Consider the following 24,435-nt stretch of genomic DNA (forward strand, 5'->3'; position numbering starts at 1 on the left):
TCGATATCAAGATATCTCGTGTCCGGCCCTCCCCGACACCCACCCCGATCGAACTCGTCGTGTCGTGTCCGAGCGGGCCCGTACAATCGGCGGATGAGCGTTCCGAGCCAGAGCCCGAGCCTCGCCGAACACGATGCCGAAGACAGTGCCGAACACGTTGCCGAAGACGGTGCAGAGAGCAGCACCGAGGACACCGAGGCGCTGCGGGTGCTGCGCCGGGTCTTCGGGTACGACGCCTTCCGGGGCAGTCAGCAGGAGGTCGTCGAGCATGTGATCGGCGGCGGGGACGCCCTGGTGCTGATGCCGACCGGCGGCGGCAAGTCGCTGTGCTACCAGATCCCGGCGCTGGTGCGGCCCGGGGTCGGCGTGGTGGTCTCGCCGCTGATCGCGCTGATGCAGGACCAGGTCGACGCGCTGCGGGCGCTCGGGGTGCGGGCCGGCTTCCTCAACTCCTCGCAGAGCTTCGACGAGCGGCGGCTGGTGGAGGCCGAGTTCATCGCCGGCGAGCTGGACCTGCTCTACCTGGCGCCGGAGCGGCTGCGGGTGGAGGCGACGGTCCGGCTGCTGCAGCGCGGCACGATCTCGCTGTTCGCGATCGACGAGGCGCACTGCGTCGCCCAGTGGGGGCACGACTTCCGCCCGGACTACCTGGCCCTGTCCTCGCTGCACGAGTACTGGCCGGACGTGCCGCGGATCGCGCTGACCGCGACCGCCACCGCGGCCACCCACGCCGAGATCACCTCCCGGCTGGGCCTGGAGAACGCGCGCCACTTCGTGGCGAGCTTCGACCGGCCCAACATCCAGTACCGGATCGCCCCCAAGGACGAGCCGAAGAAGCAGCTGCTCAGCCTGCTGCGCACCGAGCACCCCGACGAGGCCGGGATCGTCTACTGCCTGTCCCGGGCCTCGGTCGACAAGACCGCGGCCTACCTGGTCGAGCGGGGCGTGGACGCGCTGCCCTACCACGCCGGTCTCGACCAGCGGGTCCGGGCCGAGAACCAGTCCAGGTTCCTCCGCGAGGACGGCCTGGTGATGGTCGCGACCATCGCCTTCGGCATGGGCATCGACAAGCCCGATGTGCGCTTCGTTGCCCACCTGGACCTGCCCAAGTCGGTCGAGGGCTACTACCAGGAGACGGGCCGGGCCGGCCGCGACGGGCTGCCCTCCACCGCCTGGCTGGCCTACGGCTTCCAGGACGTGGTGCAGCAGCGCAAGATGATCGAGACCTCCGAGGGCGACCAGGCGCACCGCCGCCGGCTGGCGGCCCACGTCGACGCGATGCTCGCGCTGTGCGAGACGGTGGAGTGCCGCCGGGTCCAACTCCTGGACTACTTCGGGCAGAAGAGCGAGCCCTGCGGCAACTGCGACACCTGCCTGGTGCCGCCGGCCTCCTGGGACGGCACGGTCGCCGCGCAGAAGTTCCTGTCCACGGTGGTGCGGTTGCAGCGCGAGCGCGGCCAGAAGTTCGGCGCCACCCAGATCATCGACATCCTGCTGGGCCGGAAGACCGCCAAGGTGATCCAGTTCGACCATGACGGGCTGAGCGTCTTCGGCGTGGGCGCCGATCTGACCGAGGCCGAATGGCGGTCGGTGGCACGGCAGTTGCTCTCCCAGCGACTGGTCGCGGTCGAGGGCGAGTACGGCACGCTGGTGCTCACCGAGGACAGCGCCGACGTGCTCGGCGGACGCCGAGAGGTCTCGCTGCGCCGCGATCCGGAGAAGCCGGCCCGGGCCGCCAAGGCGGCCGGCGCCAGGTCGGGCGGCGGGTCCGGACGGAAGGCCGCCCCGGTCGACCTGCCCGCCGAACTCCTGCCGGTCTTCGAGCAGTTGCGGGCCTGGCGGGCCGCCACCGCCAAGGAGCAGGGCGTGCCCGCGTATGTGGTCTTCCATGACGCGACCCTGCGGGAGATCGCCGCTACCGCCCCGACCACCCTGGCCGAACTCGGCTCGGTCAGCGGGGTCGGCGAGAACAAGCTCGCCACCTACGGCCAGCTGATCCTGGACCTGCTGGCGGCCCCGGCGGGCGTCGAGTAACGTCGCTGCTGGTGTGCCGGGAAGTCTGGTCGGCGCGAGGGATGGTCTGACGCGACCTGTGGAAGCGCCCTCGGTAGCGGATCAGAGGTGCGCGGATGCACGCGGTCGGGCTCGTCCTACTCCTGGTGGTCCTCGGTACCGCGGTGGCCACCTGGGCCCGGCGCTGGAGCGTCCCCGCGCCCTCGCTGCTGGTCCTGGTCGGGCTGGCCGTGGCGCTGATACCAGGGGTGCCCGGGCTGCACATCGCGCCGCAGACGATCGGCCTGGTGGTGCTGCCGCCGCTGCTCTACGCCTCGGCGGAGGAACTGTCGGTGCGTGATCTGCGCACCGTCTGGCGGCCGGTGACGGTGCTGGCGTTCGGCCTGGTGCTGGCCTCGGCCGCGGTGGTGGGCGTGCTGGCCTCCGTGCTCACCCCGCTCACCGGGTCGATGGCCTTCGTCCTGGGCACGGTGCTGGCCAGCACCGACCCGGTCGCGGTGACCGCGCTGGGACGCCGGCTGTCGCTGCCGGGGCGGGTGCAGGTGCTGGTGCAGGCCGAGAGCCTGTTCAACGACGCGACCTCGCTGGTGCTGTTCAAGGTCGCGCTCAGCGTCGCGGTGGCCGGGGGCGCGGTCGGCTGGGGGGCCGCCGGGGCGAGTTCGTGCTGCTGGCCGGCGGCGGCAGCGCGGTGGGCGCCGCGGTGGCCGGGCTGGTCGGGCAGATCCGCCGCCGCACCGCCGATCCGGTGCTGGAGACGGTGATCGCGCTGGTCACCCCGTACGGGGCGTATGTGCTGGCGGAGTCGGCGCACGCGTCGGGGGTGACCGCGGTGGTGGTCGCCGGGGTGCTGCTGGGCCGCTCCGGGCACCGGCTCTCCGACGCCCGGATCCGGCTGCAGGTGGAGGCCGTGTACGCGGTGGTGGTGTTCGGCCTGGAGAGCGTGGTGTTCAGCATCGTCGGCCTGGAACTGCCCACTCTGGTACGGGAACTGCCGGGCGGCAGCGGTGATTGGCCGCTGCAGGCATTGGCCGTCGCGCTGGTGCTGATCGCGCTGCGGGTGCTGTGGATGCTGCCGCTCTCGGCCACCGTGCAGCCGGACCGCGGGCAGTCCTCCTGGCGGGTGGCGGGGGTGGTGACCTGGGCCGGGACCAGGGGGGTGATGCCGCTGGCCGCCGCGCTGTCGATCCCGCTGGTGGCCGCCGACGGGACGCCGCTGCCAGGGCGGCCGCTGGTGCTGGTGCTGACCACGGCGGTGGTGGTCTTCACGCTGGTGGTGCAGGGGCTGACGCTGGCCGGGGCGGTCAGCCGCTCCGGGCTCGCGGTGGAACCCGAGCACAGCGCCCAGGAGGAGGCCCGTACTCGGGAGGCCCTGGCCCGGGCCGCGCTGGCCCACCTGGACCAGCTGAACGACCTGGAGACCGTCCCGGCCCCGGCCCTGGAACGGGCCCGCCGCAACCTGGACGCCCGGCTGGAGCAGGCCGTCGAGCAGAGCGCGGGCCTGGACGGGGGCCTGCAGGGGAGCCCGCACGGGGGAGCGGGCGGGGGAGCGGAGGCGGGCGCCGGGGGAGGCGGTGACGGGATACCGCTGCTGGAGGCCTACCGCGGCCTGCGCCGCGACATCGTCGCCCGGCAGGGGGCCGAACTCCACCGGCTCTACGACGCGCACCAGGTCAGCGACACCACCCGGCGCCGACTGCAGCACGATCTCGACCTGGAGGCAGCAGCGCTGGGGCCCCGCTGACGGTCGGCTGTCGAGCGGTTCTAGGCGGGGGTGGGAAAGCGTTCGATGTTGTCCTCGACCCAGGTGCGCAGCGCCGCCAGCGGCACGCAGGCGTCCCGGCCCAGGCCGGTCAGCGCGTACTCCACATGGAGCGGGACGGCGGGGTAGACGGTGCGGGTGACCAGCTCGTGGTCCTCCAGCCGGCGCAGCACCGCGGTCAGCACCTTGGGGCTGATCCCGTCCAGGCGGGCCTTGATCGCCCCGAACCGGATCGGGCCGGCCTCCAGGGCCCCCAGCGCCAGCGCGCTCCACTTGTCCGCCAGCAGGTCGAGTATGGACCGGCAGGGGCAGTTCGCCGCGTAGACGTCCTGCTGGACGGACAGGGCGATGCGGGGGCGCGGCGTGGCCATCGTAGTTCCTTCGGGATAGTAGGTGTCGTTGCGGGTAACTAGTACCCGGGATCTACATTGCCAGTATGAACGCACCGACCACCACCCATGCCATCGCCGCCACCGCCTCCGGGCCCGTGGACGCGGACACCTCCTTCGTCGCCGTGAAGCTCGACCTGCCCGCCCCCGGGCCGCACGACCTGCTGGTCGAGGTCCGTGCGGTCTCGGTGAACCCGGTGGACGTCAAGGTCCGCGCCTCCTTCGGCCCGCAGGACGACCCCAAGGTCCTCGGCTTCGACGCGGCCGGAATCGTCCGCGCCACCGGCGACCGGGTGACCGCGTTCCAGGTCGGCGACGAGGTCTACTACGCCGGATCCATCGCCCGTCCCGGTTCCAATGCCGCCCACCAGCTGGTCGACGAGCGGATCACCGGCCACAAGCCGGCCACCCTGGACTTCGCCGAGGCCGCCGCGCTGCCGCTGACCACGATCACGGCCTGGGAGACGCTGTTCGAACGGATGGGCCTGGGCCAGGACAGTACCGGCACGCTGCTGGTGATGGCCGGCGCGGGCGGCGTCGGTTCGATGGTGGTCCAGTTGGCCCGGCAGCTGACCGGGGTCACCGTGATCGCCACCGCCTCCCGGCCCGAGTCCGCCGCCTGGGCCGAATCGCTGGGCGCGCACCACATCGTCGACCACCGTCACCTGGTCGAGCAGGTGCGGGCGATCGCCCCGCAGGGCGTGAACTACATCTTCTCGCCCTTCTCCGCGGGCAATGAGCAGACCTACGCCGACCTCATGGCGGTCCACGGCCAGGTGGTCGCGATCGACGAACCGGAGGGCCTCGACCTGCTGCCGCTGAAGTCCAAGAGCCAGAGCTGGCACTGGGAACTGATGTTCACCCGGCCGCTGTTCGACCCGGAGAGCACCGCTCAGCGGGCGCTGCTGGAGCAGGTGGCCCGGTTGGTCGACCAGGGGGTGCTGCGCACCACGCTCACCAGGAAGCTCACTCCGATCACCGCGGAGACCCTGCGCGAGGCGCACCGCGCGGTGGAGGGCTCGGCCATGATCGGCAAGATCGTGGTCGCCGCGGAGTAGCCGTGGCCGCAGCGGTGGCCATGGGTCTTGACACGCCTGTTTGTCGGGGGCGAGGATTCACACACAGTTTTAGGAAAGTTTCCTAACAAGGAGCTTCGACTGCCGGCCGGCATTCCAGTCCTCAGCTGCTCCCGCACTCCCCACACTGCCAGGAGACCCCCAGATGACTGAGTCCGACGACAGGCGCCTCGGGCGCCGCACCTTCATCGTCGCGAGCGCCATGACCGCCGTCGGCGCCCTTGCCTTCGGCAGCACCCAGGCGATGGCCTCCACCACCCCTTCGAGCTCCTCGGCCCAGGCCACGGCAGCTGCGGCCGCGTCGGTGGACCTCACCGACGCGCACAAGAAGGAGATCGCGATGGAGCTTGTCTCCAGTGCGGAGAACTCCTCGTTGGACTGGAAGGCGCAGTACAAGTACATCGAGGACATCGGTGACGGGCGCGGGTACACCGCGGGGATCATCGGGTTCTGTTCGGGGACCGGTGACATGCTGGAGCTGGTGCAGGCGTACACCGCGACGAAGCCGGGCAATGTGCTGGCGAAGTACCTGCCGGCGCTGAAGAAGGTCAATGGCACGGCCTCGCACACCGGTCTGGGCAGTGCGTTCGTGGCGGACTGGAAGACCGCGGCCAAGGACACGGTGTTCCAGACCGCGCAGAACAACGAGCGCGACCGGGTGTACTTCAACCCGGCCGTCCAGCAGGCCAAGGCGGACGGGTTGCGGGCGCTGGGTCAGTTTCATCTACTACGACGCGATCGTGATGCACGGTCCGGGCGATGACCCGACCAGCTTCGGCGGGATCCGCAAGACCGCGATGAAGAAGGCCAAGACCCCGGCCCAGGGCGGCAATGAGACCACGTACCTCAATGCCTACCTGGACGCCCGCAAGGCGGCGATGCTCACCGAGGCCGCCCACGACGACACCAGCCGGGTCGACACCGAGCAGCGGGTCTTCCTCAAGGCCGGCAACCTCGACCTCAACCCCCCGCTCACCTGGAAGACCTACGGCGACAGCTACACCATCAAGAGCTGACACCGGCTGAATCCGAGAGGACAACGGGACGACGGGGCGGGCGGGGGTTGGTGCCGACCTCCGCCCGCCCTTTTCGACCAGTGATTCGACCAACGATGAGAGGGCGCACCATGGGAATCCGCAACGGCAATGTCGGGCTGCTCCACTGGTGCGTCCGGCTGAACACCCGCACGCCCGACGGCCGCCGGGGTGAGCAGAGCATCATCGTGGCGGCGGTGAAGGTCCGCGAGGCCGAGCAACTCGCCTGGGAGCAGGCGCACACCCCCGAGGCGGTACGCAGCCGCAGGGGCGCGGCCATCATCTCCAAACGGCATCAGTTGCGCGCCTGCTCGATCGCGGGATCGCAGTCCTGAGGGTTGCTTCAGCAGGTCGGAGCACTACCCCGGGTCGGTGGCCAGTCTGGCGTGCAGTTCCACGTCGTAGCGCTTCTCGCCGTAGCGGAGTTTGGCCCGTTCCAGGCCCTCCACCTTGAACCCGGCCCGTTCCGCGACACGGCAGGAGGCCGGGTTGTTGGTCCGGTGCCCCAGTTCCAGCCGGAACAACCCCAGGTCCTCGAAGGCCCACCCGCAGAGTGCGCCCGCGGCGGCGGCGGCCACACCACGGCCGCGCGCCGACTCCACGATCCAGTACGACACCCAGCCGGTGTCATGACGACGGTCCACCGAGGACACGGTCACGCTGCCCAGCACGGTGGCCCGGTGGTCGACAACGGCCCAGGAGTATCCGGTCCGGCCGTCCCAGTCGCGTCGACGGTCCGCCAGCCACAGCAGCGCGTCCGCGGCGTCGAGGATGGGCCGCCCGGCCTGACGGACCATCTCCGCCGGCGCGAACGCCGCCAGCACCGCGGTCGCGTCCGTGTCGTCCCAGCGGCGCAGGGTCAGCCCCGTGGACGTCGTCAGTTGATCTCTCATGCCCCCAACCTCGCCCACCGGTCCCGCAATCGTCAACGGAACCAGCTCAGTTGCGCTCGTCCAGGTCCACCTGCGGCAGGTCTTCCAGCTCTTTCTTTGACAATTCGACCTGCACGGTTCCGCCCGCGTAGGTCACGGTGCGGATCGGGATGGCGACGGTCTTCCTGCCCCACAGCTGCCCTTCCTCGAGCCGGACATGGGTCACCGCGTGGTCCTGCGGGTCGATGACCAGCCCCTTGACCTGGCGGATCTCGCCGTCCTTGGACTCGAGGCCGTCCCCGCGGCGGATCTCCACCTCGCCCTTCGGGACGCGGTCGTAGGTGGTCGTCCGAGCCTCGCCGCCGAGCGGGGCGACGGACAGCGGACCGCCCAGACCCATGGCGCCCAGCTTCGCGCGTCCACCTGGCTTTGAGGCGGACATGTCGCGCATGCCCGGCATTGACCGACCGACTCGCGCTACCCGGCACCCGCGGTGCCCTCGTTCGGTTCGAGAGGTTCGAGAGGGACGTTTCTCGCATTTTGCCTCCCCTTTACAACCTGGACCGGGGCTGCGTCGTCTCTCCGCACGTAGTGCAAGACGGCCAGCGCGGGGCTTCCCACAGAGCCCCGGCGGCCTCAGCAGAGAGAAGCCAGCCATGCGCAGCAGTACACGAACCCTCGGCGTCCTGGTCTGCGCGGCCGCAGCGGTCGGGATCGCCCCCGTCGCCGCGGTCGCCGCGACCCCGGGCCTGAGCACGGCGTCCACCCCGATGTGTGCGACCTCGCAGCTCACCGCCAAGCTCGGCGGCGGCGACGCGGGGGCCGGGAACCTCTACCGCTACCTGGTGCTGACCAACCACAGCAAGACGACCTGCCATGTCACCGGCTACCCCGGGCTGTCGCTGCTGACCGCGGCCGGCAAGCAGATCGGCGCCCCGGCGACCAGGCAGAGCCTGGCGTACTCCGCGGTGGTGCTGCGTCCCGGGAAGTCGGCGAGCGACACCATCCACACCATCAACCGGCAGGGCACCAGCAAGACCGAGTGCCTGCCCACCTCCGCCAAGCTGCGGGTCTACCCGCCCGGCAACAAGGCCGCGCTGGTCTTCCCGGGTCAGGTCACCAACTGCGACAAGCTGCTCAGTGTCACCCCGTTCACCGCGGGCACCGGCGGCAACCCGTCGAACACGGTGACTGCCACCGGTACCGGGCAGACCGGAACCGCGCAGGTCACCACCGTGCCCAAGGGCGCCCCCGACACCGGTCTGGTGCTCGCCGCGCAGTCGGTCTCCGGCTCGGGCTCAGGTTCCGACACCGCTGCTGTCGCCGGGGCTGCCGCGGGCGGCGCGCTGCTGCTCGGCGATTTCGGGAGCCTCGTGCTGCGGCGGAACCGCAGCCGGGTCGCGGCCCGGGTCCAGGGCTGACCGTTGACTGTCCTCAACCGGACCGGGAGGAGTGCGGCAGCCGTCACCCTGGCTGCCGCACTCCTCGCGCTGTCCCAACTCGCCGGCTGCTCCGCACCGGCCGCCCCGTCCGTGGTGGTCAGCACCAGTACGGCGGGCAACCCGGCGGCCGGCCCTGCGACCGGCCCGGTGACCAGCGCACCCGCCGGGGACGGAGCGGTTTCAGGCGCACCGGCCGCACCCGCCGCGCTGGCGCGATCCGTGCCGGAGCGGCTGGAGATCCCCGGGATCGGGGTGGACACGCCGGTCATGCAGCTGGGCCTGGCCGCCGACGGCACCGTCGGCGTGCCGCCGATCGAGGCGCATTCCCCGGCCGGCTGGTACGACGGCTCGCCGACCCCGGGCCAGGTCGGCCCCGCGGTGATCCTCGGCCATGTCACGGTCGGGCAGTTCGGCGACGGCGTCTTCCTGCACCTCTCCCGGATGAAGGCGGGCGACCGCATCACGGTGGTGCTCAAGGACGGCCACTCGGCGGAGTTCGCGGTGGATTCGGTGCAGACGGTCGCGAAGAGCGAGTTCCCGAAAGCCTCCGTCTACGGGAACGTCGACCATCCCGCGCTGCGTCTCATTACCTGCGGCGGTACCCGTGCCGGTGACGGCAGCGGGTACACGGACAACGTCGTCGTCTATGCCTCACTGGTCCGGGCGACCTGACGTGACCCGACCCATCTGCACGGGTGTCGCGGCGGTGCCCGGCCGGGCACCGGGCCGCGGGCACGGGTTCCAACGAGCGACACAAGTGAGGAGAACGGTCATCCGGTCTCACGAAAGCGCGGCGTCCGAACTGTTCGCGGCACTCTATCCGCGCCTTGCGGGTTGGTGCCGCGGACTTGTCGACGACGACGGAACCGCGCATGAGATCGCCTCGGAGGCGTTCGCCCGGCTGTGGGCCCGCTGGAGCAAGGTCGAGGAGCCCCGTGGTTTCCTCTTTGTCACCGCGGCCAACCTGGTGCGGGACCACTGGCAGAAACTGGAGCGCGAACGCCGGGCCTACCGGCGCGCCACCACGGAGGAACTCGTGAAGCAGCAACTGGAAGGGACCGCCGACCCCTCCGTGCGCCTGCTGGTGCAGTCGCTGCCGGAACGGCTGCGCACGCCCGTCCTGCTGCACTACTACGCCGACCTGCCGGTCCGGGAGGTCTCGGTGCTGCTCGCGCGCAACGAGGGCACGGTCAAGTCCGACCTGCACACCGCCCGGGAACTGCTCCGCGCCAAGCTCGGAGGACACCATGACCGGACCGTCTGACGACGAGGAGCAGACGCCCGGCGCGCCCGATCCGCTGGACGCGCTGCTGCGGCCGTCGACCCAGTACCTGCCGGTGCCGCCGGGCTCCTTCGAGCGGACCTGGCGCACGTCCGTCCGACGGCGCCGGGCCAAGGCGGCCGTCGGGGGCGGCCTCGCGGTGGCGGTCGTCGCCGGGGCGCTGTACCTGGTCGGCCCGCTGTCGCCGACCGGCTCCACCGTGGTGGTCACCCCGCCCGCCAGCAGCGGCCGGCTCGCCCCCGGGCCGAGCGGGACGTCGCCGACCCCCTCCCCGTCCCGGACCACCCCCGCACCGGGGACCGGGAGCCCCTCGGCCGGGACCCCCGGCCAGACCAGCGGCAGCCCCAGCGCCACCGGCAGCCGGGGGAGCGGGAGCACCGGCACGGTCGGATCCACCCCGATGTGCGCGACCTCGCAGCTCACGGCCTCGCTGGGCGGCGGCGACGCGGGGGCGGGCAACCTCTACCGCTACCTGGTGCTGACCAATCACAGCCGGACCACCTGCCATGTCACCGGCTACCCGGGGCTGTCGCTGCTGAACGCCGCCGGCAAGCTGATCGGTGTACCGGCGACGGAGCAGAGCTTGGCCCACTCCCCGGTGGTGCTGCATCCCGGCGCGTCGGCGAGCGACACCATCCACACCGTCAACAAGCAGGGCACCAGCAGCACCGAATGCCTGCCGACCTCGGTCGACCTCCGGATCTACCCGCCCGGCAACAAGGATTCGCTGGTCTTCCCCGGCCAGGTCACCAACTGCGACAACGAGTTCAGCGTCACCCCGTTCACCGCGGGCACGACCGGCAACCCGTCGAACTAGGGTGGTCGGTATGACCACTGATGCGATGAGCTGGCTGCCTGAGGACTTCGTCCACCCCGTCCACGTGCCGGTGCCCGGAACCGGGTTCCACCTGCGGCCGATCCGTGAGGCGGACACGGCGATCGACTACCCCGCCGTGATGGGCTCCCGGGAGCGCCTGTGGGAGATCTTCGGCCCGGCCTGGGCTTGGCCGAAGGAGACGATGACCTACGAGGAGGACCGCATCGACCTGCTGCGGCACGAGAAGGAGATTGCCGCACACCAGTCGTTCAACTACGCGCTGCTGGACGAGGAGGAGACCGCTGTCTTCGGCTGCGTCTACATCGACCCGCCCGAGCGCACCGGCTCCGATGGCGAGGTCTCCTGGTGGGTGGTGGACGACCTCGTCGGCGGCGAGGTCGAGCGTGCGCTCGACGCGCTGGTGCCGCAGTGGATCGCCGCCGACTGGCCCTTGCGGCAGCCCTGCTATGTGGGCCGCGACATCAGCTGGCAGGACTGGCTCGCGCTGCCGCGTGCCCGGTGACGGGCGCGGTTGACCGGTGGCAACGGGCTCAGTGATACGGGCTCAGTGATGGTGTCCTGAGCCCACGTCGCCGGAGCCACCGTGATGATGTCCGCCGGCGGAATCATGATGGTGTCCGTGCCCGGTGCCGGAGAGCGGTTGACCGGAATCGAGGCGGGCGAGCCTGCCACGGATTGCCCAGCCTCGTGGGCCGCGATACAGCCGGGCATCAAGACCACAGGCGTGAACCAGCGAAGCCAGACCCCGGGCAGCCGGATCGGTGTCGACCTCACCGCGGGCAGCACGCTCGACCCGCTGCCGCACCGCCCCCTGCCGAGCCCTGTCGACCAGCGTGACGGCCGGAGGCACCTGCGGCCGGCGCGGGGCCATTCGATCGACGCGGACAGCCTTCTGGTCCTCCAGCCGGGAGAGATACTCCTGAGCCAGCCCCCGCGGCGTCTCCCGAATCCAGGACTTCAGGGTGGGCGCGGGGGATGTTCGGCCGAGGCGCTGCAAGGAGTTGTTCAGCCTGCGGTCTTCCACCGGGGCCGTGTCACGGACCTCGACACGACCGATGCCGGAGGTCAGCTCGATTCGTTCGAACAGCGCCAACTCGAGCAGTTCGGCGGCCTGCAACCCGAATCCGATCCGATCGGCCACTCGGATCCGCCCGGTGCGCGGATGGATCGCCAGCAGCAGTAGATCGTCCCCCAGAGTCATGTCTTGCATGCTAAGGCGAAGGCGGGCCGTAGGGTCGGGGGGTGGCGCATATTCTGAGCAGTCGAGTTCTGTTGCATCCGAGCGATCTTGAGGTCAGCCGGGCCTTCTACCGGGACGCGCTCGGGCTGGAGATCTACCGGGAGTTCGGCACCGGGAGCAGCCGGGGGACGGTGTTCTTCCTCGGCGGCGGCTTTCTTGAGGTGTCCGGGCACAGTGACGCGCCCGCCGCCGAAGGCATGGAGCTGTGGTTCCAGGTGGGCGACCTCGCCGCCGCGCACCGTGAGTTCGCCGGACGCGGGGTGTCGGTGCTGCGGGAGCCGCGGCGGGAACCGTGGGGGCTGCTGGAGATGTGGATCAGCGATCCGGACGGCGTCCGGATCTGCGTGGTGGAGGTCCCCGCCGACCACCCGCTGCGCTACCGCCCCTGAGAGTTCGGGTTCGGGGCGTAGGGCCCGTTGGTTCGGGACCTTTGGCGGGCGGGGGGTGGTACGGGGGTGGCGAGGATGGAGGCATGCGATTCCGCCCCCGTCCCCTGCGAGTTCTCTCCGCCGCCGCGTTCGCCGCGGTGGTTGCCCTGACCAGCGCGGCCTGCGACGGCAGCGAGGCCCGCGATGCCGAGCGAACCCCGCCGCCGGTGAGTACGCCGTCGGGGTCGCCGCCGCCCGTGCCATCGCCTGAGAAGCCGATCGACGACGTGGTCGAGGAGGTCGCCACTGAGGAGCCCGCGACGAAGAAGCCCCGTCCGCGGGCTCCCGAGCGGTCGACCGAGCGTGAGCGGACCGAGCGTGAGCGGATCGAGGCGGAGCAGAAGGGCCGGGAGGCCGGCCAGAAGTGGCGTGAGTACGGGGAGTCCTGGCGGCGTTGATTCCCCGTCGGATCACGGTCACCACTCCGGGATGGGCGCCTCCTGGGCCGGGCCGAGGTCGGCCGACTCCCGAATCTCCACGGTCGGTCCCGGGCGGTGCAGTTCCAGCACCACGATCTCATTGCGCCCGGCCCGCCACAGTGGTCCCGGCGCGTAGAGGGTGCGCTGCGGTCCGGTCTCCCAGTAGCGGCCGAGGGCGAAGCCGTTGAGCCAGACCATGCCCTTGGTCCAGCCGGGCAGGGCGAGGAAGCCGTCGGCGGGGGAGTCGAGGTCCAGGGTGTGTCGGTGGAAGGCCGGGCCTTGGAGCTCGCGGCCGTTGGGCGTGGACCAGTCCAGCGCGGAGAGGTCGGTCAGCGGGAGCGGTCGGATCTCCCAGTCGAACTGGTACTGGGCGTCCAGCCGGACACCGCCGCTGATGCCCTTGCGATCGGCCAGCCGGGGGCCGTAGTTGATCCGGCCCTGGTTCTCCACCAGCACGTCCAGCACCGCGCCGCGTTCCGGCACCGCCAGGCCCAGGGTCTGCAGCGGACGGTCCCGGTGCAGCACGCCCAACTCGGCGCCGTCCAGGAAGACCTGGGCCCGGTCGCCGAGTCCGTCGATCGACAACTCCGCGTATTCCAGCGGCCCGCGCAGCCGGGTTCGGTAGTGGATCAGGCCGAGGGACTGGCCCAGGGCCTCCATCGGCTCGGTGTAGGTGCGCCGGTGCGGTGTGGAGAGCACGTCCAGGGATTCCAGCAGGCCGACGCGTTCGGCCTGCTTGCCGCGGACGATGGAACGTGCGGCCAACCGGGGCAGTGGAGCAGGCAACTGATGGGTGGTCGGGCCCATATGACGGGCAATCACCTCCTGGAACAGATGGAACTTCTCGGTCAGTTCACCGGCTTCGCCGACCGGGGCGTCGTAGTCGTAGCTGGTGACGGTGGGCTGGTAGCGGACGTCGTCGTGGTTGGCGCCGTTCCACCAGCCGAAGTTGGTGCCGCCGTGGCCCATGTAGATGTTGACCGAGGCCCCTGCCGTGAGCAGCCGGTCGAGCACCTCGGCGGCCTCCTTGGCGTCCCGGGTGTGGTGCGGCTCGCCCCAGTGGTCGAACCAGCCGTGCCAGTACTCCATGCACACCAGCGGCCCACTGGGCTGGTGCCGGCGGAGAGTCGCCAACGCGCTGTCGGGGCGCGAGCCGAAGGTGCCGGTGCTGAGGACGCCGGGCAGCCGTCCGCCGAGCTGGAAGCCGTCGGCGGCGCCGTCCGCGGTGAACAGCAGGCAGTCCGCCCCGCGCCGGAGCAGCCCGTCGCGCAGATGCGCCAGATAGGCGGTGTCATTGCCGTAGCTGCCGTACTCGTTCTCCACCTGCATGGCGACGATCGGGCCGCCGTTGCTGAGCAGGAGCGGCAGCAGCACCGGCAGCAGCACGTCGAACCAGGCGTCGACCGCGGCCAGATAGCGCGGTTCGCTGCGGCGCAGCTTCAGCAGCGGGTCGGCCAGCAGCCACCCGGGGAGGCCGCCGAACTCCCACTCCGCGCAGATGAAGGGACCGGGGCGGACGATGACGTCGAGCCCGAGGTTGGCGGCGATGCGGAGGAAGGCGGCGACGTCCTGCGCACCGGAGAAGTCGTACTGCCCGGGGGAGGGCTCATGGACGTTCCAGGCGACATAGGTCTCCACCGTGTTGACGCCCATGGCGCGGAGCCGGGTCAGCCGGTCCCGCCAGAGGTCGGGGTGGACCCGGAAGTAGTGGATGGCGGCGGAGACGATCCGGTGCGGCTGCCCATCGCGCAGGAAACCGTCGCCGCTGACGGACAGTCCGGTCCCGGCCGTCATCGGGCTGCTCCGTTCGGCTCGGGGCGCTCGGGGCGCTCGGGGCGGACGGCGTCGAAGAGCAGAGTGAACTGGACCGGGGTGACGGTCAGTTGGTGCTCCGGCAGGGCGCCGGGTCCGCAGGAGGCGGTGCCGAGGCCCTGGTGGCTGTGGTCCAGGGTGAGCACGACCCGGTCGCCGGGACGCAGGTCGGAGGTGTGCCGGGCGGCGTCGAGATCCTCTGCGGTCCAGCGGCGGGCGGTGAAGTCGAAGCCGGCGGGGCCCTCGCCCCTGGCGACCCCTTCGACCCGGAGGCCGGTACCTGCCGCGTCGGTGAACTCCGCCCAGCGGGTGCCGCTGCGGTTGCCGTTCTCCTGCGGCATCACATAGGGGGTCTGCAGCGCGTCCAGGTCGCTGCTGAAGCGGCCGACCCTGGCCGACAGCCTGCTGTCCCGGTAGGACTCGCCCGGGCCCAGGCCGTACCAGTCGACCCGCTGGATCGCGGCGGGGAGCGCCAGCCGCAGCCCCAGCCGGGGGAGTGGCACGCCGGTCCAGTCGCCTGTCGGCTCCACCTGGAGATCCAGCCGGAGCCGTCCGTCCTGGTCGCTCCAGCGGTAGTCGGCGAGCAGCGCGAGGTCGGTGGCGGCGGGGGCGACCCGGGTGCGGATCAGCAGGCTGCCGTCCTCGACCGTGCGGGAGACGGTGCGGTGCCGCATCCGGTCCAGCCCGAGCGCGCGCCAGATCCGGGCCAGGGAGTGCTCGCCGCCGCCGTGGTCGTTGTCGGTGGGGGCGCGCCAGACGTCCAGCCGCAGGCGGTCCAGGAACAGCTGGTCGAGGCGGAGCTGAAGGTCCCGCGCTGAGCCGGGCCCGGGGCGCGAAGCAGCGGGTGCGGCAGCGGGTGCGGCGGGGAACGCGGTGGCCGTGATCGGCAGCTGGCCCCAGGCGACCTCGTGTCCGGCCGGGGCCCAGGGCTGCTCGGCGGCGAGCACGGCCCGTACCGTCAGCCAGGTCTCACCGCTGGTGGCGGGGAGGGCCGGGAGCGCGGGCAGCGGCAGGTCGACCGAGGCGCCGGCCGGGGTGGCCGGGACGTCGAGCCGCCCGGTCGCGACCGGGACGCCCTGCTGCTCCAGGGTCCAGTGGAAGTCGAGGTGGTCCAGCGCGGACATGTCGTACTGGTTGGCGATCCGCAGGCCGTCGCCGGGGGCGCTGCCGGCGCTGCCGATCCTTACCGGTTCGATCACCTTGGCGTACTCGATCAGACCGGGGGACGGGGTGCGGTCGGGGAACAGCAGGCCGTCGGCGAGGAAGTTGCCGTCGTGCAGCGGCTCGCCGAAGTCGCCGCCGTAGGCGTAGTCGACGGTGCCGCCGTCGGCCCCGCGCCGGGGCAGGCCGTGGTCGATCCACTCCCAGACGAAGCCGCCCTGCAGCCGCTGATGGCGCTCGAACAGCTGCTGGTACTCGGCCAGGCCGCCCGGCCCGTTGCCCATGGCGTGGGCGTACTCGCACTGCAGGAAGGGCAGCCCGCGGCGGTGGGCGTCCCGCTCGGGCGTGGACGCCGGGTCCTCGGCGCGGCGGCCGATGGCCTCGACCTCGGCGTGCGAGGCGTACATCCTGGAGTAGACGTCGACATAGGGGCTGTCCCAGTCGCCCTCGTAGTGGACCGGACGCTCCGGGTCGCGGTCGTGGCACCAGGCGGCCATGGCCTCCAGGTTGGCTCCGTGGCCGGACTCATTGCCCAGCGACCAGAGCAGGATCGCCGGGTGGTTCTTGTCGCGTTCGACGGTGCGCCGCATCCGGTCCAGGCAGGCGTCCAGCCAGCGCGGGTCGTCGGTGGGGTTGTTGCGCCAACCCACCTGCTCGAAACCGTGGGTCTCCAGGTCGCACTCGTCGACGACCCAGAGCCCGTACTCGTCGCAGAGGTCCAGGAAGTCGGCGTGCGGGGGGTAGTGGCTGGTCCGCACGGCGTTGATGTTGTGCTGCTTCATCAGCAGCACATCGGCCAGCATGGCGGCCCGGTCCAGGGCGCGGCCCTGCTCCGGGTGCCACTCGTGCCGGTTGACGCCGCGGAACAGGATGCGGCGGCCGTTGACCTTGAGCACCCCGTCCTCGATGGCGATGCTGCGGAAGCCGATCCGGAGCTGCAGCGTCTCCTGTCCGGTGCTGAGCGTGGCCCGGTAGAGCCGCGGCTGCTCGGCGGACCAGGGCTCGACGGCGGGCAGGGCGTGCGGGCCTGCCGGGTCCACCTCGTGCAGGCCCAGCTCGGGGACGCTGAGCCGGGCCGGGCCCGCGGTCTCCACGGAGAGGGTGCCGCCGCCGGTGGTGTGGTCGTAGTCGGCGTGGACGAAGAAGTCGTCCAGGGCGGGCTCGGGGCGGGCGAGCAGGGTGACGCCGCGGAAGATCCCGGACAGCCACCACATGTCCTGGTCCTCCAGGTAGCTGCCGGCCGACCACTGGTGCACCCGCACGGCCAGGGTGTTCCGGCCGGGGCGCAGCAGGCCGCCGACCTCGAACTCGTGCGCGAGGCGGCTGCCCATGGCATGGCCGAGCAGCGTGCCGTTCAGCCAGACCCGGAAGCAGGAGTCGACCCCGTCGAACCGGAGCAGCGTGCGGGAATCGTCGGGCCAGTCCTGCGGGAGGTCGAAGACCCGGCGGTACTCGCCGGTCGGGTTCTCGTCCGGGACGTGGGGCGGGTCGATCGGGAAGGGGTAGCTGACGTTGGTGTACGCGGGGGAGCCGTGGCCGTGCAGCTGCCAGTGGCCGGGGACCGGCAGCAGGCCCCAGCCGGAGTCGTCGAAGCCCTCGCTCGCGAAGCCCCCGCTCGTGAACCCGTCGCTCGCGGAGTCGTCGGACTCTTCCGGCGCGGCGGGCAGCAGCCGAAAGCGCCAGTCGCCGTCCAGCGGGAGCGCGGGGGCCGAGGACGGGGCCACGGCGCGCGGGGGGACGGAGCCGGAGCCGGGTGCCGGGTCCTCGTAGTACCTCCCGGGGGTGGCAGGAACAGCAGGCACGGCACTCCTTCGGGCAGAACAGGCGAGGCGCAGAGGGCGAGGCGCAGAGGGCGGGGCGCAGAGGGCGGGGCGCAGGGCGGGGCAGGCAGGACTGACGTTCGCAAACGGTACTGGGAGGAATCTAGGAAGCCAGGGGCACTTGCGTCAAGAGTGATCGATCGTATGATCACGAAACGAAAGTTTCGTTCACCCAGCACGGGGAGACCGCGAGTGCACACATCCTTGGACGGCCGCCGGGACCGGATCCTCGGGCTGGTGGGGGAGCGCCCCAGCTGGCGGATCACCGACCTCGCCGCGGAACTCGGGGTCTCCGCGGTCACCGTGCGGCGGGACGTGGAGACGCTGGCCGAGGCCGGTCTGCTGGACCGCAGCCACGGCCGGGTGGCCCGGCTCGCCGCCGCCCGACCGGAGGGCCGGGCCTCCGGCCAGGGACCGCTGCTGGGGATGGTGGTCCCGGCGGCCGGCTACTACTTCGCCGAGGTGATCCGGGGCGCCAGGGCCGCCGCCGAGGCCGGCGGCGCGCGGCTGGTGCTGGGCATCTCCGACTACTCCGCGGCCGGTGACGTCGAGCAGGTCTGCGCCCTGGTCGCGGCCGGGGTCCAGGGGCTGCTGCTGACGCCGAACTGGACCGACGGGCAGCCGGGTCCTGGTGAGGAGGAGTGGCTGCTCGGCCTGGGGCTCCCGGTGGTGCTGGTCGAACGCAGCGCCGGGCCCGGCAGCGCGTTGGCCGCGCTGGACCGGGTCTGCTCCGACCACGCCCACGGCGCCGCGTCCGCGGTGCGCCACCTGGCCGGGCTCGGCCACCAGCGGATCGCCCTGCTGACCAGCCCCCGTACGCCCACGGCCCGGCACATCAGGACCGGTTACCGCACCGCGCTACGGGCGCTCGGCCTGGACGAACCAGCCTCCTTTGCGGCCTCTCCGGTGGACGACGAAGCCCTGGCCGCCGCTGTGGCCAGCGGCGACGTCACCGCCGCCCTGGTGCACACCGACGCCGACGCGATCGTGCTGCTGCGCAAGCTGCGGGCGCGGGGCGTCCGGGTGCCGGAGGACCTGGCGCTGATCGCCTACGACGACGAGATCGCGGCGCTGGCCGACGTCCCGCTGACCGCTGTGGCGCCGCCCAAGCGGACCATCGGCACGGCCGCGCTGGAGCTGTTGCGGCTGCGGATCCCCCTCCCCGGGAAGAGCCCGCAGCAGCGCGAGGTACCGTACCGGCACCTTGAACTGCTTCCTGAGCTGCGGATACGTGCGTCCTGTGGCGGTTTGCCAGCCGAGGTGACCACATAACGATCGAGTGACCGATCGAAAGATGAATGGAACTTTTCTCTTGACTTCGATCGTAACGATCTCAATGATGGCGCTTCAGCAGAACCGGAACCGAGTCCACCACCACGGGAGCTCCGTTATGACGCTCAGCCCGACCCGCACCGCCCCCACTGCCTGCACGGGAAGCACCGCCCGCACGGGAAGCACCGGCCGCAGGCTCGCCGCCGCCACCTGCGTCCTGCTGTCGCTGGCGACCGTCGCAGGCTGCGCGAGCAGCGGCGCCAAGACCGCCCCCGCCAAGGCCTCGGGCAAGCCGGTCGAGCTCACCTTCTGGTCCTGGACCAAGAACTCCGACCAGGTCGTCGCCGCCTTCAACGCGAGCCACAAGGACATCCACGTCACCTACTCGCAGACCACCAGCGGCGCCGAGGGCTACGCCAAGATCTTCGCCGCGATCAAGGCGGGCAACGGCCCGGACCTGTTCAACTGCGAGTACGCCGAGCTGCCCAACTTCGTCAGCCAGGGCGACGTCCAGGACATCAGCCAGTACGCCACCAGCGCGGTCACCTCCAAGTTCGCCGCCGGCGCCACCCAGCTCACCAGCCTCGGCGGCAAGACCTGGGCGATCCCCTACGACATCGAGCCGCAGGAGTTCTACTACCGCAAGGACCTGTTCCAGAAGTACCACCTGACCGTGCCCACCACCTGGGCCGAGTTCCAGGCCGACGCGGTGGCCCTGCACAAGGCCGACCCCCAGGCCAAGCTGGTGAACTTCCCGACCGACGACGCCTCCACCTTCGCGGCCTTGGCCTGGCAGGCCGGCGGCACCTGGTTCGGCACCAGCGGCGACAGCTGGAAGGTCGACTTCCAGGACCCGGCCACCCAGAAGGTCGCCGCCTACTGGCAGCAGCTGATCGACTCCAAGCTGGTCGGCTCCGACCTGACCAGCAGCCCGGCCCTGACCGCCAACATCAACAAGGGCGACGTCCTCGGCATGATCAACGGCCCGTTCGAGGCCGCCTACCTCTCGGCCGGCTTCGCCGACCAGTCCGGCAAGTGGGCCGTGGCCCCCCTGCCGACCTGGGACGGGACGCCCGGCGTCGGCACCGTCGGCGGTTCCAGCTACGCCGTGACCAAGAACAGCAAGAACGCGGCCGCCGCCGTGGAGTTCGCCACCTGGATGTCCACCAACGCCGACGCCGTCGCCGCGCGGGTCCAGGGCGGCGCCTCCAGCGCGCTGCCGGCCGACCCGCAGATGGTGGCCGTCGCGAAGAAGAGCTTCACCACCCCTTCTTCGGCGGCCAGGACGTCTACGGCGCCGCCGCGCAGGCCACCACCGCGATCAAGCCGGGCTGGACCTGGGGCCCCGCGATGGTCTCCACCTGGACCGCCTTCACCGACCCCTTCGGCAAGGTCGGCAAGGGCGGCACCATCGCCTCGGCGCTGCAGATCGCGCAGACCGCCACGGTCAACCAGATCAAGGCCGCCGGCCTGAACGTCAGCAACGGCTGAGGCCGGCGACGATGGCTCTGATCACCAAGCCATCCGCCGCACCGCGGGCGCCGTCAACGGCGCCCGCGGCCCGCGGCCGCAGCCGCGGCAAGGGCGCCGCGGCGGCGCTGATGGCCCCCTTCTTCGTCCTCTTCGCCCTCGCCACGCTGGCTCCGATCGGCTACGCGATCTGGCTCAGCCTGTTCCAGGAGCACCACTCCGGGCTCGGCTTCGGCGCGGCCACCACGGTCTTCAGCGGCCTCTCCAACTACGGCACGGTGCTGGCCGACCCGGTGTTCCGCTCGGGCTTCCTGCATGTGGCGCTGTTCGCGCTGGTCTATGTGCCGCTGATGCTGGGCGGCTCGCTGCTGGTGGCGCTGCTGCTGGACTCGGTGCTGGCCCGGGCCAGGCGCTTCTTCCAGCTGGTCCTGTTCCTGCCGCACGTGGTGCCCAGCATCATCGCCGCGATCGTCTGGCTGTACCTCTACACACCCGGGGTCAGCCCGATCGTCTCGGCGCTGCAGTCGGGCGGCATCGGCTTCAGCCTGGACACCCCGTTCACCGCGATCCCGGCCGTCGCCAACGTGGCGATCTGGGAGGTGCTCGGCTACAACGTCGTCATCTTCTACGCGGCCCTGCAGGCCATTCCCAGGGAACTGCTGGAGGCCGCGGTGATCGACGGAGCCTCCGAGCTGAGGATCTCACGGTCCATCAAACTGCCGCTGGTCCGCAGCTCGGTCGGCCTGGTCGGCCTGTTCACCGGCATCGGCGTGCTGCAGCTGTTCCAGGAGCCGCTGCTGCTGCACCGGGCCGCACCCGGGGTGATCACCACCTTCTGGACGCCCAACATGGACAACTACGCGCAGGCGTTCAACAACTCCGACTACGGGCTGTCCGCCGCGGGATCGATCCTGCTCGCCCTGGTCTGCGCGGCCCTGTCCTTCCTGGTCACCCGGATCTCCAACCCGTGGAGGAGCTCATGACCACCGCAACGGCGCCCCCTGCCGCAGCAGCGTCGGCCACGGCGACGGCGCCGAACCCCGGGCCGTCCCGCCACCGCCGGACCATGTCGAAGGCCGCCGTCAACGCGGCGCTGGCGCTGGCCGCGCTCTACACCTTCTTCCCGCTGGTGTGGATGCTGCTCGCCGCGGCCAAGGACCCGACCGGGGTGATGAGCGGACAGGTCTTCTCCCTGCGGCACTTCGACCTGTTCGCCAACCTCTCCGGCCTGGTGCACCAGGACCACGGGATCTACCTCCGCTGGTTCGGCAACTCGCTCCTCTACGCCGGGGGCGGCTCCCTGGTCTGCGCCCTGGTCAGCGTCGCGGCCGGCTACGCCTTCGACACCTACGACTTCCCCGGCAAGGAGAAGCTGTTCGGCCTGGTCCTGATCGGGGTGCTGATCCCCAGCGCCGCCACCGTGCTGCCGATGTACCTGCTCGCCTCCAAGGTGCACCTGGTCAACACCGTCTGGGCGATCATGATCCCGTCCGTGGTCAACCCCTTCGGGGTCTACCTGGCCCGGGTCTTCAGCGCCGGCTACGTCCCCACCGAGGTGGTCGAGGCGGCCCGGGTCGACGGCGCCTCGGAGCTGCGGATCTTCCGGTCGGTCGGCCTGCCGATGCTGAAGTCCGGATTCACCACGATCATGCTCTTCCAGTTCTCGGCGATCTGGAACGGCTTCTTCCTGGCTCTGGTGATGCTCTCGAACCAGCGGCTCTACCCGGTCAGCCTGGGCCTCTACATGTGGAACGACTCGGTGGCCCAGGACGCGCCGTCCATGATCTCGCTGGTGATCTCCGGGTCGGTGGTCGCGGTCATCCCGGTGATCCTGCTCTTCCTCTGCCTCCAGCGGTTCTGGCGGGCCGGGCTCACCGCAGGAAGCGTCAAGTAACCGTCGTCATCGGTGCCCAAGGAGCCTGCCCGACATGTCCACACCCGACGGCCACCTGCCGCGCCGTCCCCGCACCATGCTCGCGATGAGCCCCGAGCTGCTCCCCAGGATCCTGGGGACAGCCGCGGCCGAGCGGCTCGACCGGGTCGCCGACCTGGTCCCCGGGGTCTTCGACGACTTCGGCACCCGGGCGGCGAGGCTCGCCCTCGCCGAGACCGAGGTGCTGCTCAGCTTCTGGGGCTGCCCCCCGGTCGACCGGGCCGTCCTGGCCGCGGCACCCCGGCTGCGGGCCGTGGTGCACGCCGCCGGATCGGTCAAGTACATCGTCACCCCGGACTGCTGGCGCCGCGGCGTCGAGGTCTCCTCAGCGGCCTGGGCCAACGCCCTGCCGGTCGCCGAGTACACCGTCGCCGCGGTGCTGATGTCCAACAAGCGGCTGCTGCAGATCAGCGCCGACTTCCGGCGGGTGCGGCACCTCGACGACTGGCACCACCGCTACGCCAACATCGGCAACTACCGCCGCACGGTGGGCCTGGTCGGCGCTTCGCGGATCGGCCGCCGGGTGATCGAGCTGCTCCGCCCCTACGATCTGGACCTGGTGGTCCACGATCCGTATCTGTCCGAGGCCGAGGCCGAGGCGATGGGGGTGCGCAAGCTCGGCCTCGACGAACTGTGCGCGGTCTCCGACGTGCTCAGCATCCATGCGCCCGCCCTGGACGAGACCCGCCGGATGATCGACCGCAGGCGGCTGGCGCTGCTCCCGGACGGGGCCACCGTGATCAACACCGCCCGGGGCTCGCTGATCGACACCGACGCGTTGGTCGAGGAGTTGTGCGGCGGGCGGTTGCACGCGGTCCTGGACGTCACGGATCCGGAGCTGCTGCCCGTCGACTCCCCGCTCTACGAGCTGCCGAATGTGCTGCTGACGCCGCATGTGGCGGGGTCGGTCGGCGGCGAGCTGCACCGGATGGCCGACTCGGCGGTGGCCGAGCTGGCCCGCTTCGCCGCGGGGCAGCCCTTCGCCCACCCGGTGCTGCCGGAGCAGCTGGACCGAACCGCCTGATGCCGTTGACGGTTCGTCGGTCAATGCCTGAGTTCCCGTCAACTTCCTTTCAGAGCCTGTGTGGAGGCGCGTAGGTGCAGCTGCGGCAGCAGGTCGAGGTGGCGTCGGGGCGTGCCCGCCCCGGGCGCCTCGGCCAGCCGGGAGAGCAGCAGCCCGACCGCGGCCTCGCCGAGGGCCTGCTTGGGCGGTGCCACCGCCGTCAGCGGGACGTCCGCGAGCGCGGCCATCTCGTCGTCGTAGGCGATCAGGGCGATGTCCTCGGGAACCCGGAGCCCCTGCGCCTGGAGGTGCTGCAGCAGCACCAGCGCCTCGGTGTCGGTGTGCACCAGGGCGGCGTCCACCTTGCCCGCCGCGACCAGGTCGGGCAGCTGCCGGAGCCGGGCGCCGAAGTCCGGCGCGGGCGGCAGCACCGGCGCGGTGAGGCCGAGCGCGGCCAGGCCGGTGCGGTAGCCGGTGCCCACATAGCCGGCGGTCGGGGTGTCCTCGCGGGCCAGCAGCGCGATCCTCCGGCGGCCCAGCCCGGCCAGGTGCCGGACCGCGGCGCAGGCCCCGTGCACATGGTCGGTGCAGACCCGGTCCAGTTCGGCGGCGGCGGAGCCGGAGGCGGCACGGCGCTCCAGCAGCACGGTGGGGACGCCCAGGCCGAGGATCCGGCCCTCCTCCTCGGCGGTCGGGGTGTCGGCCGCCCAGTTGGGGGTCAGCAGCAGCCCGTGCACGCCGCTGTCCAGCATGGACGCGATCTGGGCGGCGTCCTCCTCCGGGCGGTAGTCGGAGATGCCCAGCACCAGCCGGGCGCCTGCCGCCGCGGCGGCGGCCTGCACCCCGCGGATGACCTCGGCGTAGTAGTAGTACGCGGCGGGCACGACCAGGCCGAGCACGGCCGTCGGCGGGGTGCCGGGCGGCCGATGGCCTGCCCCGCCGGTATCGACGGCCGCGGCCTCCGGCCAGGCGACCGAGCCGTGCACCCGGCGCAGCAGCCCCTGTTCGGCCAGGGCCTCGACATGGCGCCGGGTGGTGACGGCGGAGATGCCGAGCTCGTCCGCCAGTTCGGCCACGCGCAGACTGCCGCGCTCCTTGACCAGGAGCAGGATCCGCTCCTGGCGTTCCTCGACGGACTGTCGCACGACGGCTCCCTCTGTGGCGGGACGGGT

Annotated in this window: 24 protein-coding genes and 1 pseudogene; 18 read left to right on the plus strand and 7 right to left on the minus strand. The window is 71.5% G+C overall.

The features are described 5' to 3' along the window. Positions 1-93: 93 nt before the first annotated feature. The 3 genes from recQ (at position 94) to ACXKR8_RS37680 (ending at position 3,754) form a co-directional block, all read left to right on the plus strand. On the plus strand, positions 94-2,034 hold the full coding sequence (gene recQ, locus ACXKR8_RS37670) for a DNA helicase RecQ (protein WP_458269033.1): 1,941 nt from the start codon (positions 94-96) through the stop codon (positions 2,032-2,034). Between the two features lie 95 nt (positions 2,035-2,129). Beyond that, entirely contained in the window at positions 2,130-2,774 is a 645-nt protein-coding gene (locus ACXKR8_RS37675) for a cation:proton antiporter domain-containing protein (RefSeq protein WP_462099989.1), read from the plus strand. Beyond that, entirely contained in the window at positions 2,675-3,754 is a 1,080-nt protein-coding gene (locus tag ACXKR8_RS37680; protein ID WP_462099990.1) for a cation:proton antiporter domain-containing protein, read from the plus strand. Before ACXKR8_RS37675 ends, ACXKR8_RS37680 begins: the two co-directional genes overlap by 100 nt. Before the next feature lie 20 nt (positions 3,755-3,774). On the opposite strand, the gene ACXKR8_RS37685 is transcribed toward ACXKR8_RS37680, so the two are convergent. Continuing rightward, positions 3,775-4,143: a winged helix-turn-helix transcriptional regulator gene (locus ACXKR8_RS37685; RefSeq protein ID WP_458269035.1), complete on the minus strand. Its 369-nt coding sequence runs from the start codon at positions 4,141-4,143 to the stop codon at positions 3,775-3,777. A gap of 65 nt (positions 4,144-4,208) precedes the next feature. On the opposite strand from ACXKR8_RS37685, the gene ACXKR8_RS37690 reads away from it, so the two are divergent. The 3 genes and pseudogenes from ACXKR8_RS37690 (at position 4,209) to ACXKR8_RS37700 (ending at position 6,606) form a co-directional block, all read left to right on the plus strand. Further along, positions 4,209-5,219, plus strand: a complete 1,011-nt coding sequence (locus tag ACXKR8_RS37690; RefSeq protein ID WP_458269036.1) for a zinc-binding alcohol dehydrogenase family protein — start codon at positions 4,209-4,211, stop codon at positions 5,217-5,219. A gap of 163 nt (positions 5,220-5,382) precedes the next feature. Beyond that, positions 5,383-6,253: pseudogene (locus ACXKR8_RS37695) on the plus strand (chitosanase). 110 nt (positions 6,254-6,363) lie between these two features. Then, the gene (locus ACXKR8_RS37700; RefSeq protein ID WP_458269038.1) at positions 6,364-6,606 is read left to right on the plus strand and encodes a hypothetical protein; all 243 of its coding nucleotides are present in this window, start codon (positions 6,364-6,366) and stop codon (positions 6,604-6,606) included. A 24-nt stretch (positions 6,607-6,630) separates the two neighbouring features. Here the strand turns inward: ACXKR8_RS37700 and ACXKR8_RS37705 are convergent, their stop codons facing one another. Beyond that, positions 6,631-7,164: a GNAT family N-acetyltransferase gene (locus tag ACXKR8_RS37705; protein ID WP_458269039.1), complete on the minus strand. Its 534-nt coding sequence runs from the start codon at positions 7,162-7,164 to the stop codon at positions 6,631-6,633. 46 nt (positions 7,165-7,210) lie between these two features. After that, positions 7,211-7,594, minus strand: a complete 384-nt coding sequence (locus tag ACXKR8_RS37710; protein WP_462099991.1) for a hypothetical protein — start codon at positions 7,592-7,594, stop codon at positions 7,211-7,213. Positions 7,595-7,799: 205 nt separating this feature from the next. Here ACXKR8_RS37710 and ACXKR8_RS37715 point away from each other — a divergent pair, with 205 nt between their 5' ends. The 5 genes from ACXKR8_RS37715 (at position 7,800) to ACXKR8_RS37735 (ending at position 11,207) form a co-directional block, all read left to right on the plus strand. Then, entirely contained in the window at positions 7,800-8,564 is a 765-nt protein-coding gene (locus ACXKR8_RS37715) for a DUF4232 domain-containing protein (protein WP_458269041.1), read from the plus strand. 3 nt (positions 8,565-8,567) lie between these two features. Next, a complete protein-coding gene (locus ACXKR8_RS37720; RefSeq protein ID WP_458269042.1) occupies positions 8,568-9,257 on the plus strand; it encodes a class F sortase in 690 nt (229 codons plus the stop codon). A gap of 85 nt (positions 9,258-9,342) precedes the next feature. Continuing rightward, on the plus strand, positions 9,343-9,849 hold the full coding sequence (locus ACXKR8_RS37725; RefSeq protein ID WP_458269043.1) for an RNA polymerase sigma factor: 507 nt from the start codon (positions 9,343-9,345) through the stop codon (positions 9,847-9,849). Continuing rightward, complete coding sequence (locus ACXKR8_RS37730; RefSeq protein ID WP_458269044.1) at positions 9,833-10,684, plus strand: DUF4232 domain-containing protein; 852 nt, start codon at positions 9,833-9,835, stop codon at positions 10,682-10,684. Before ACXKR8_RS37725 ends, ACXKR8_RS37730 begins: the two co-directional genes overlap by 17 nt. 25 nt (positions 10,685-10,709) lie before the next feature. After that, entirely contained in the window at positions 10,710-11,207 is a 498-nt protein-coding gene (locus ACXKR8_RS37735; protein ID WP_458275194.1) for an N-acetyltransferase, read from the plus strand. A 42-nt stretch (positions 11,208-11,249) separates the two neighbouring features. Here the strand turns inward: ACXKR8_RS37735 and ACXKR8_RS37740 are convergent, their stop codons facing one another. Next, entirely contained in the window at positions 11,250-11,906 is a 657-nt protein-coding gene (locus ACXKR8_RS37740; protein WP_458269045.1) for a GOLPH3/VPS74 family protein, read from the minus strand. A 41-nt stretch (positions 11,907-11,947) separates the two neighbouring features. On the opposite strand from ACXKR8_RS37740, the gene ACXKR8_RS37745 reads away from it, so the two are divergent. Both ACXKR8_RS37745 and ACXKR8_RS37750 read left to right on the plus strand, forming a co-directional pair. Then, complete coding sequence (locus tag ACXKR8_RS37745) at positions 11,948-12,334, plus strand: VOC family protein (protein ID WP_458269046.1); 387 nt, start codon at positions 11,948-11,950, stop codon at positions 12,332-12,334. Positions 12,335-12,417: 83 nt separating this feature from the next. Then, entirely contained in the window at positions 12,418-12,771 is a 354-nt protein-coding gene (locus ACXKR8_RS37750; RefSeq protein ID WP_458269047.1) for a hypothetical protein, read from the plus strand. Positions 12,772-12,789: 18 nt separating this feature from the next. On the opposite strand, the gene ACXKR8_RS37755 is transcribed toward ACXKR8_RS37750, so the two are convergent. Both ACXKR8_RS37755 and ACXKR8_RS37760 read right to left on the minus strand, forming a co-directional pair. Then, complete coding sequence (locus tag ACXKR8_RS37755) at positions 12,790-14,586, minus strand: glycoside hydrolase family 35 protein (protein ID WP_458269048.1); 1,797 nt, start codon at positions 14,584-14,586, stop codon at positions 12,790-12,792. Continuing rightward, entirely contained in the window at positions 14,583-17,567 is a 2,985-nt protein-coding gene (locus ACXKR8_RS37760) for a glycoside hydrolase family 2 TIM barrel-domain containing protein (RefSeq protein ID WP_458269049.1), read from the minus strand. The genes ACXKR8_RS37755 and ACXKR8_RS37760 overlap by 4 nt, the downstream gene beginning before the upstream one ends. Before the next feature lie 210 nt (positions 17,568-17,777). Here ACXKR8_RS37760 and ACXKR8_RS37765 point away from each other — a divergent pair, with 210 nt between their 5' ends. From ACXKR8_RS37765 to ACXKR8_RS37785, 5 genes are all read left to right on the plus strand, one after another. Further along, positions 17,778-18,857, plus strand: coding sequence for a LacI family DNA-binding transcriptional regulator (locus ACXKR8_RS37765; RefSeq protein ID WP_458269050.1), 1,080 nt, complete (start codon positions 17,778-17,780; stop codon positions 18,855-18,857). Positions 18,858-18,975: 118 nt separating this feature from the next. Further along, positions 18,976-20,331 (plus strand): ABC transporter substrate-binding protein, encoded by a 1,356-nt coding sequence (locus ACXKR8_RS37770; protein ID WP_462099992.1) that lies wholly within the window; start codon positions 18,976-18,978, stop codon positions 20,329-20,331. Between the two features lie 28 nt (positions 20,332-20,359). Continuing rightward, entirely contained in the window at positions 20,360-21,310 is a 951-nt protein-coding gene (locus tag ACXKR8_RS37775) for a carbohydrate ABC transporter permease (protein WP_458269052.1), read from the plus strand. Further along, complete coding sequence (locus tag ACXKR8_RS37780) at positions 21,307-22,221, plus strand: carbohydrate ABC transporter permease (RefSeq protein ID WP_458269053.1); 915 nt, start codon at positions 21,307-21,309, stop codon at positions 22,219-22,221. The genes ACXKR8_RS37775 and ACXKR8_RS37780 overlap by 4 nt, the downstream gene beginning before the upstream one ends. Positions 22,222-22,255: 34 nt before the next feature. After that, on the plus strand, positions 22,256-23,284 hold the full coding sequence (locus tag ACXKR8_RS37785; RefSeq protein WP_458269054.1) for a hydroxyacid dehydrogenase: 1,029 nt from the start codon (positions 22,256-22,258) through the stop codon (positions 23,282-23,284). 38 nt (positions 23,285-23,322) lie between these two features. On the opposite strand, the gene ACXKR8_RS37790 is transcribed toward ACXKR8_RS37785, so the two are convergent. Further along, positions 23,323-24,408, minus strand: coding sequence for a LacI family DNA-binding transcriptional regulator (locus ACXKR8_RS37790; RefSeq protein WP_458269055.1), 1,086 nt, complete (start codon positions 24,406-24,408; stop codon positions 23,323-23,325). Positions 24,409-24,435 lie beyond the last annotated feature (27 nt).

The sequence above is a fragment of the Streptacidiphilus sp. PAMC 29251 genome, from assembly GCF_054208735.2.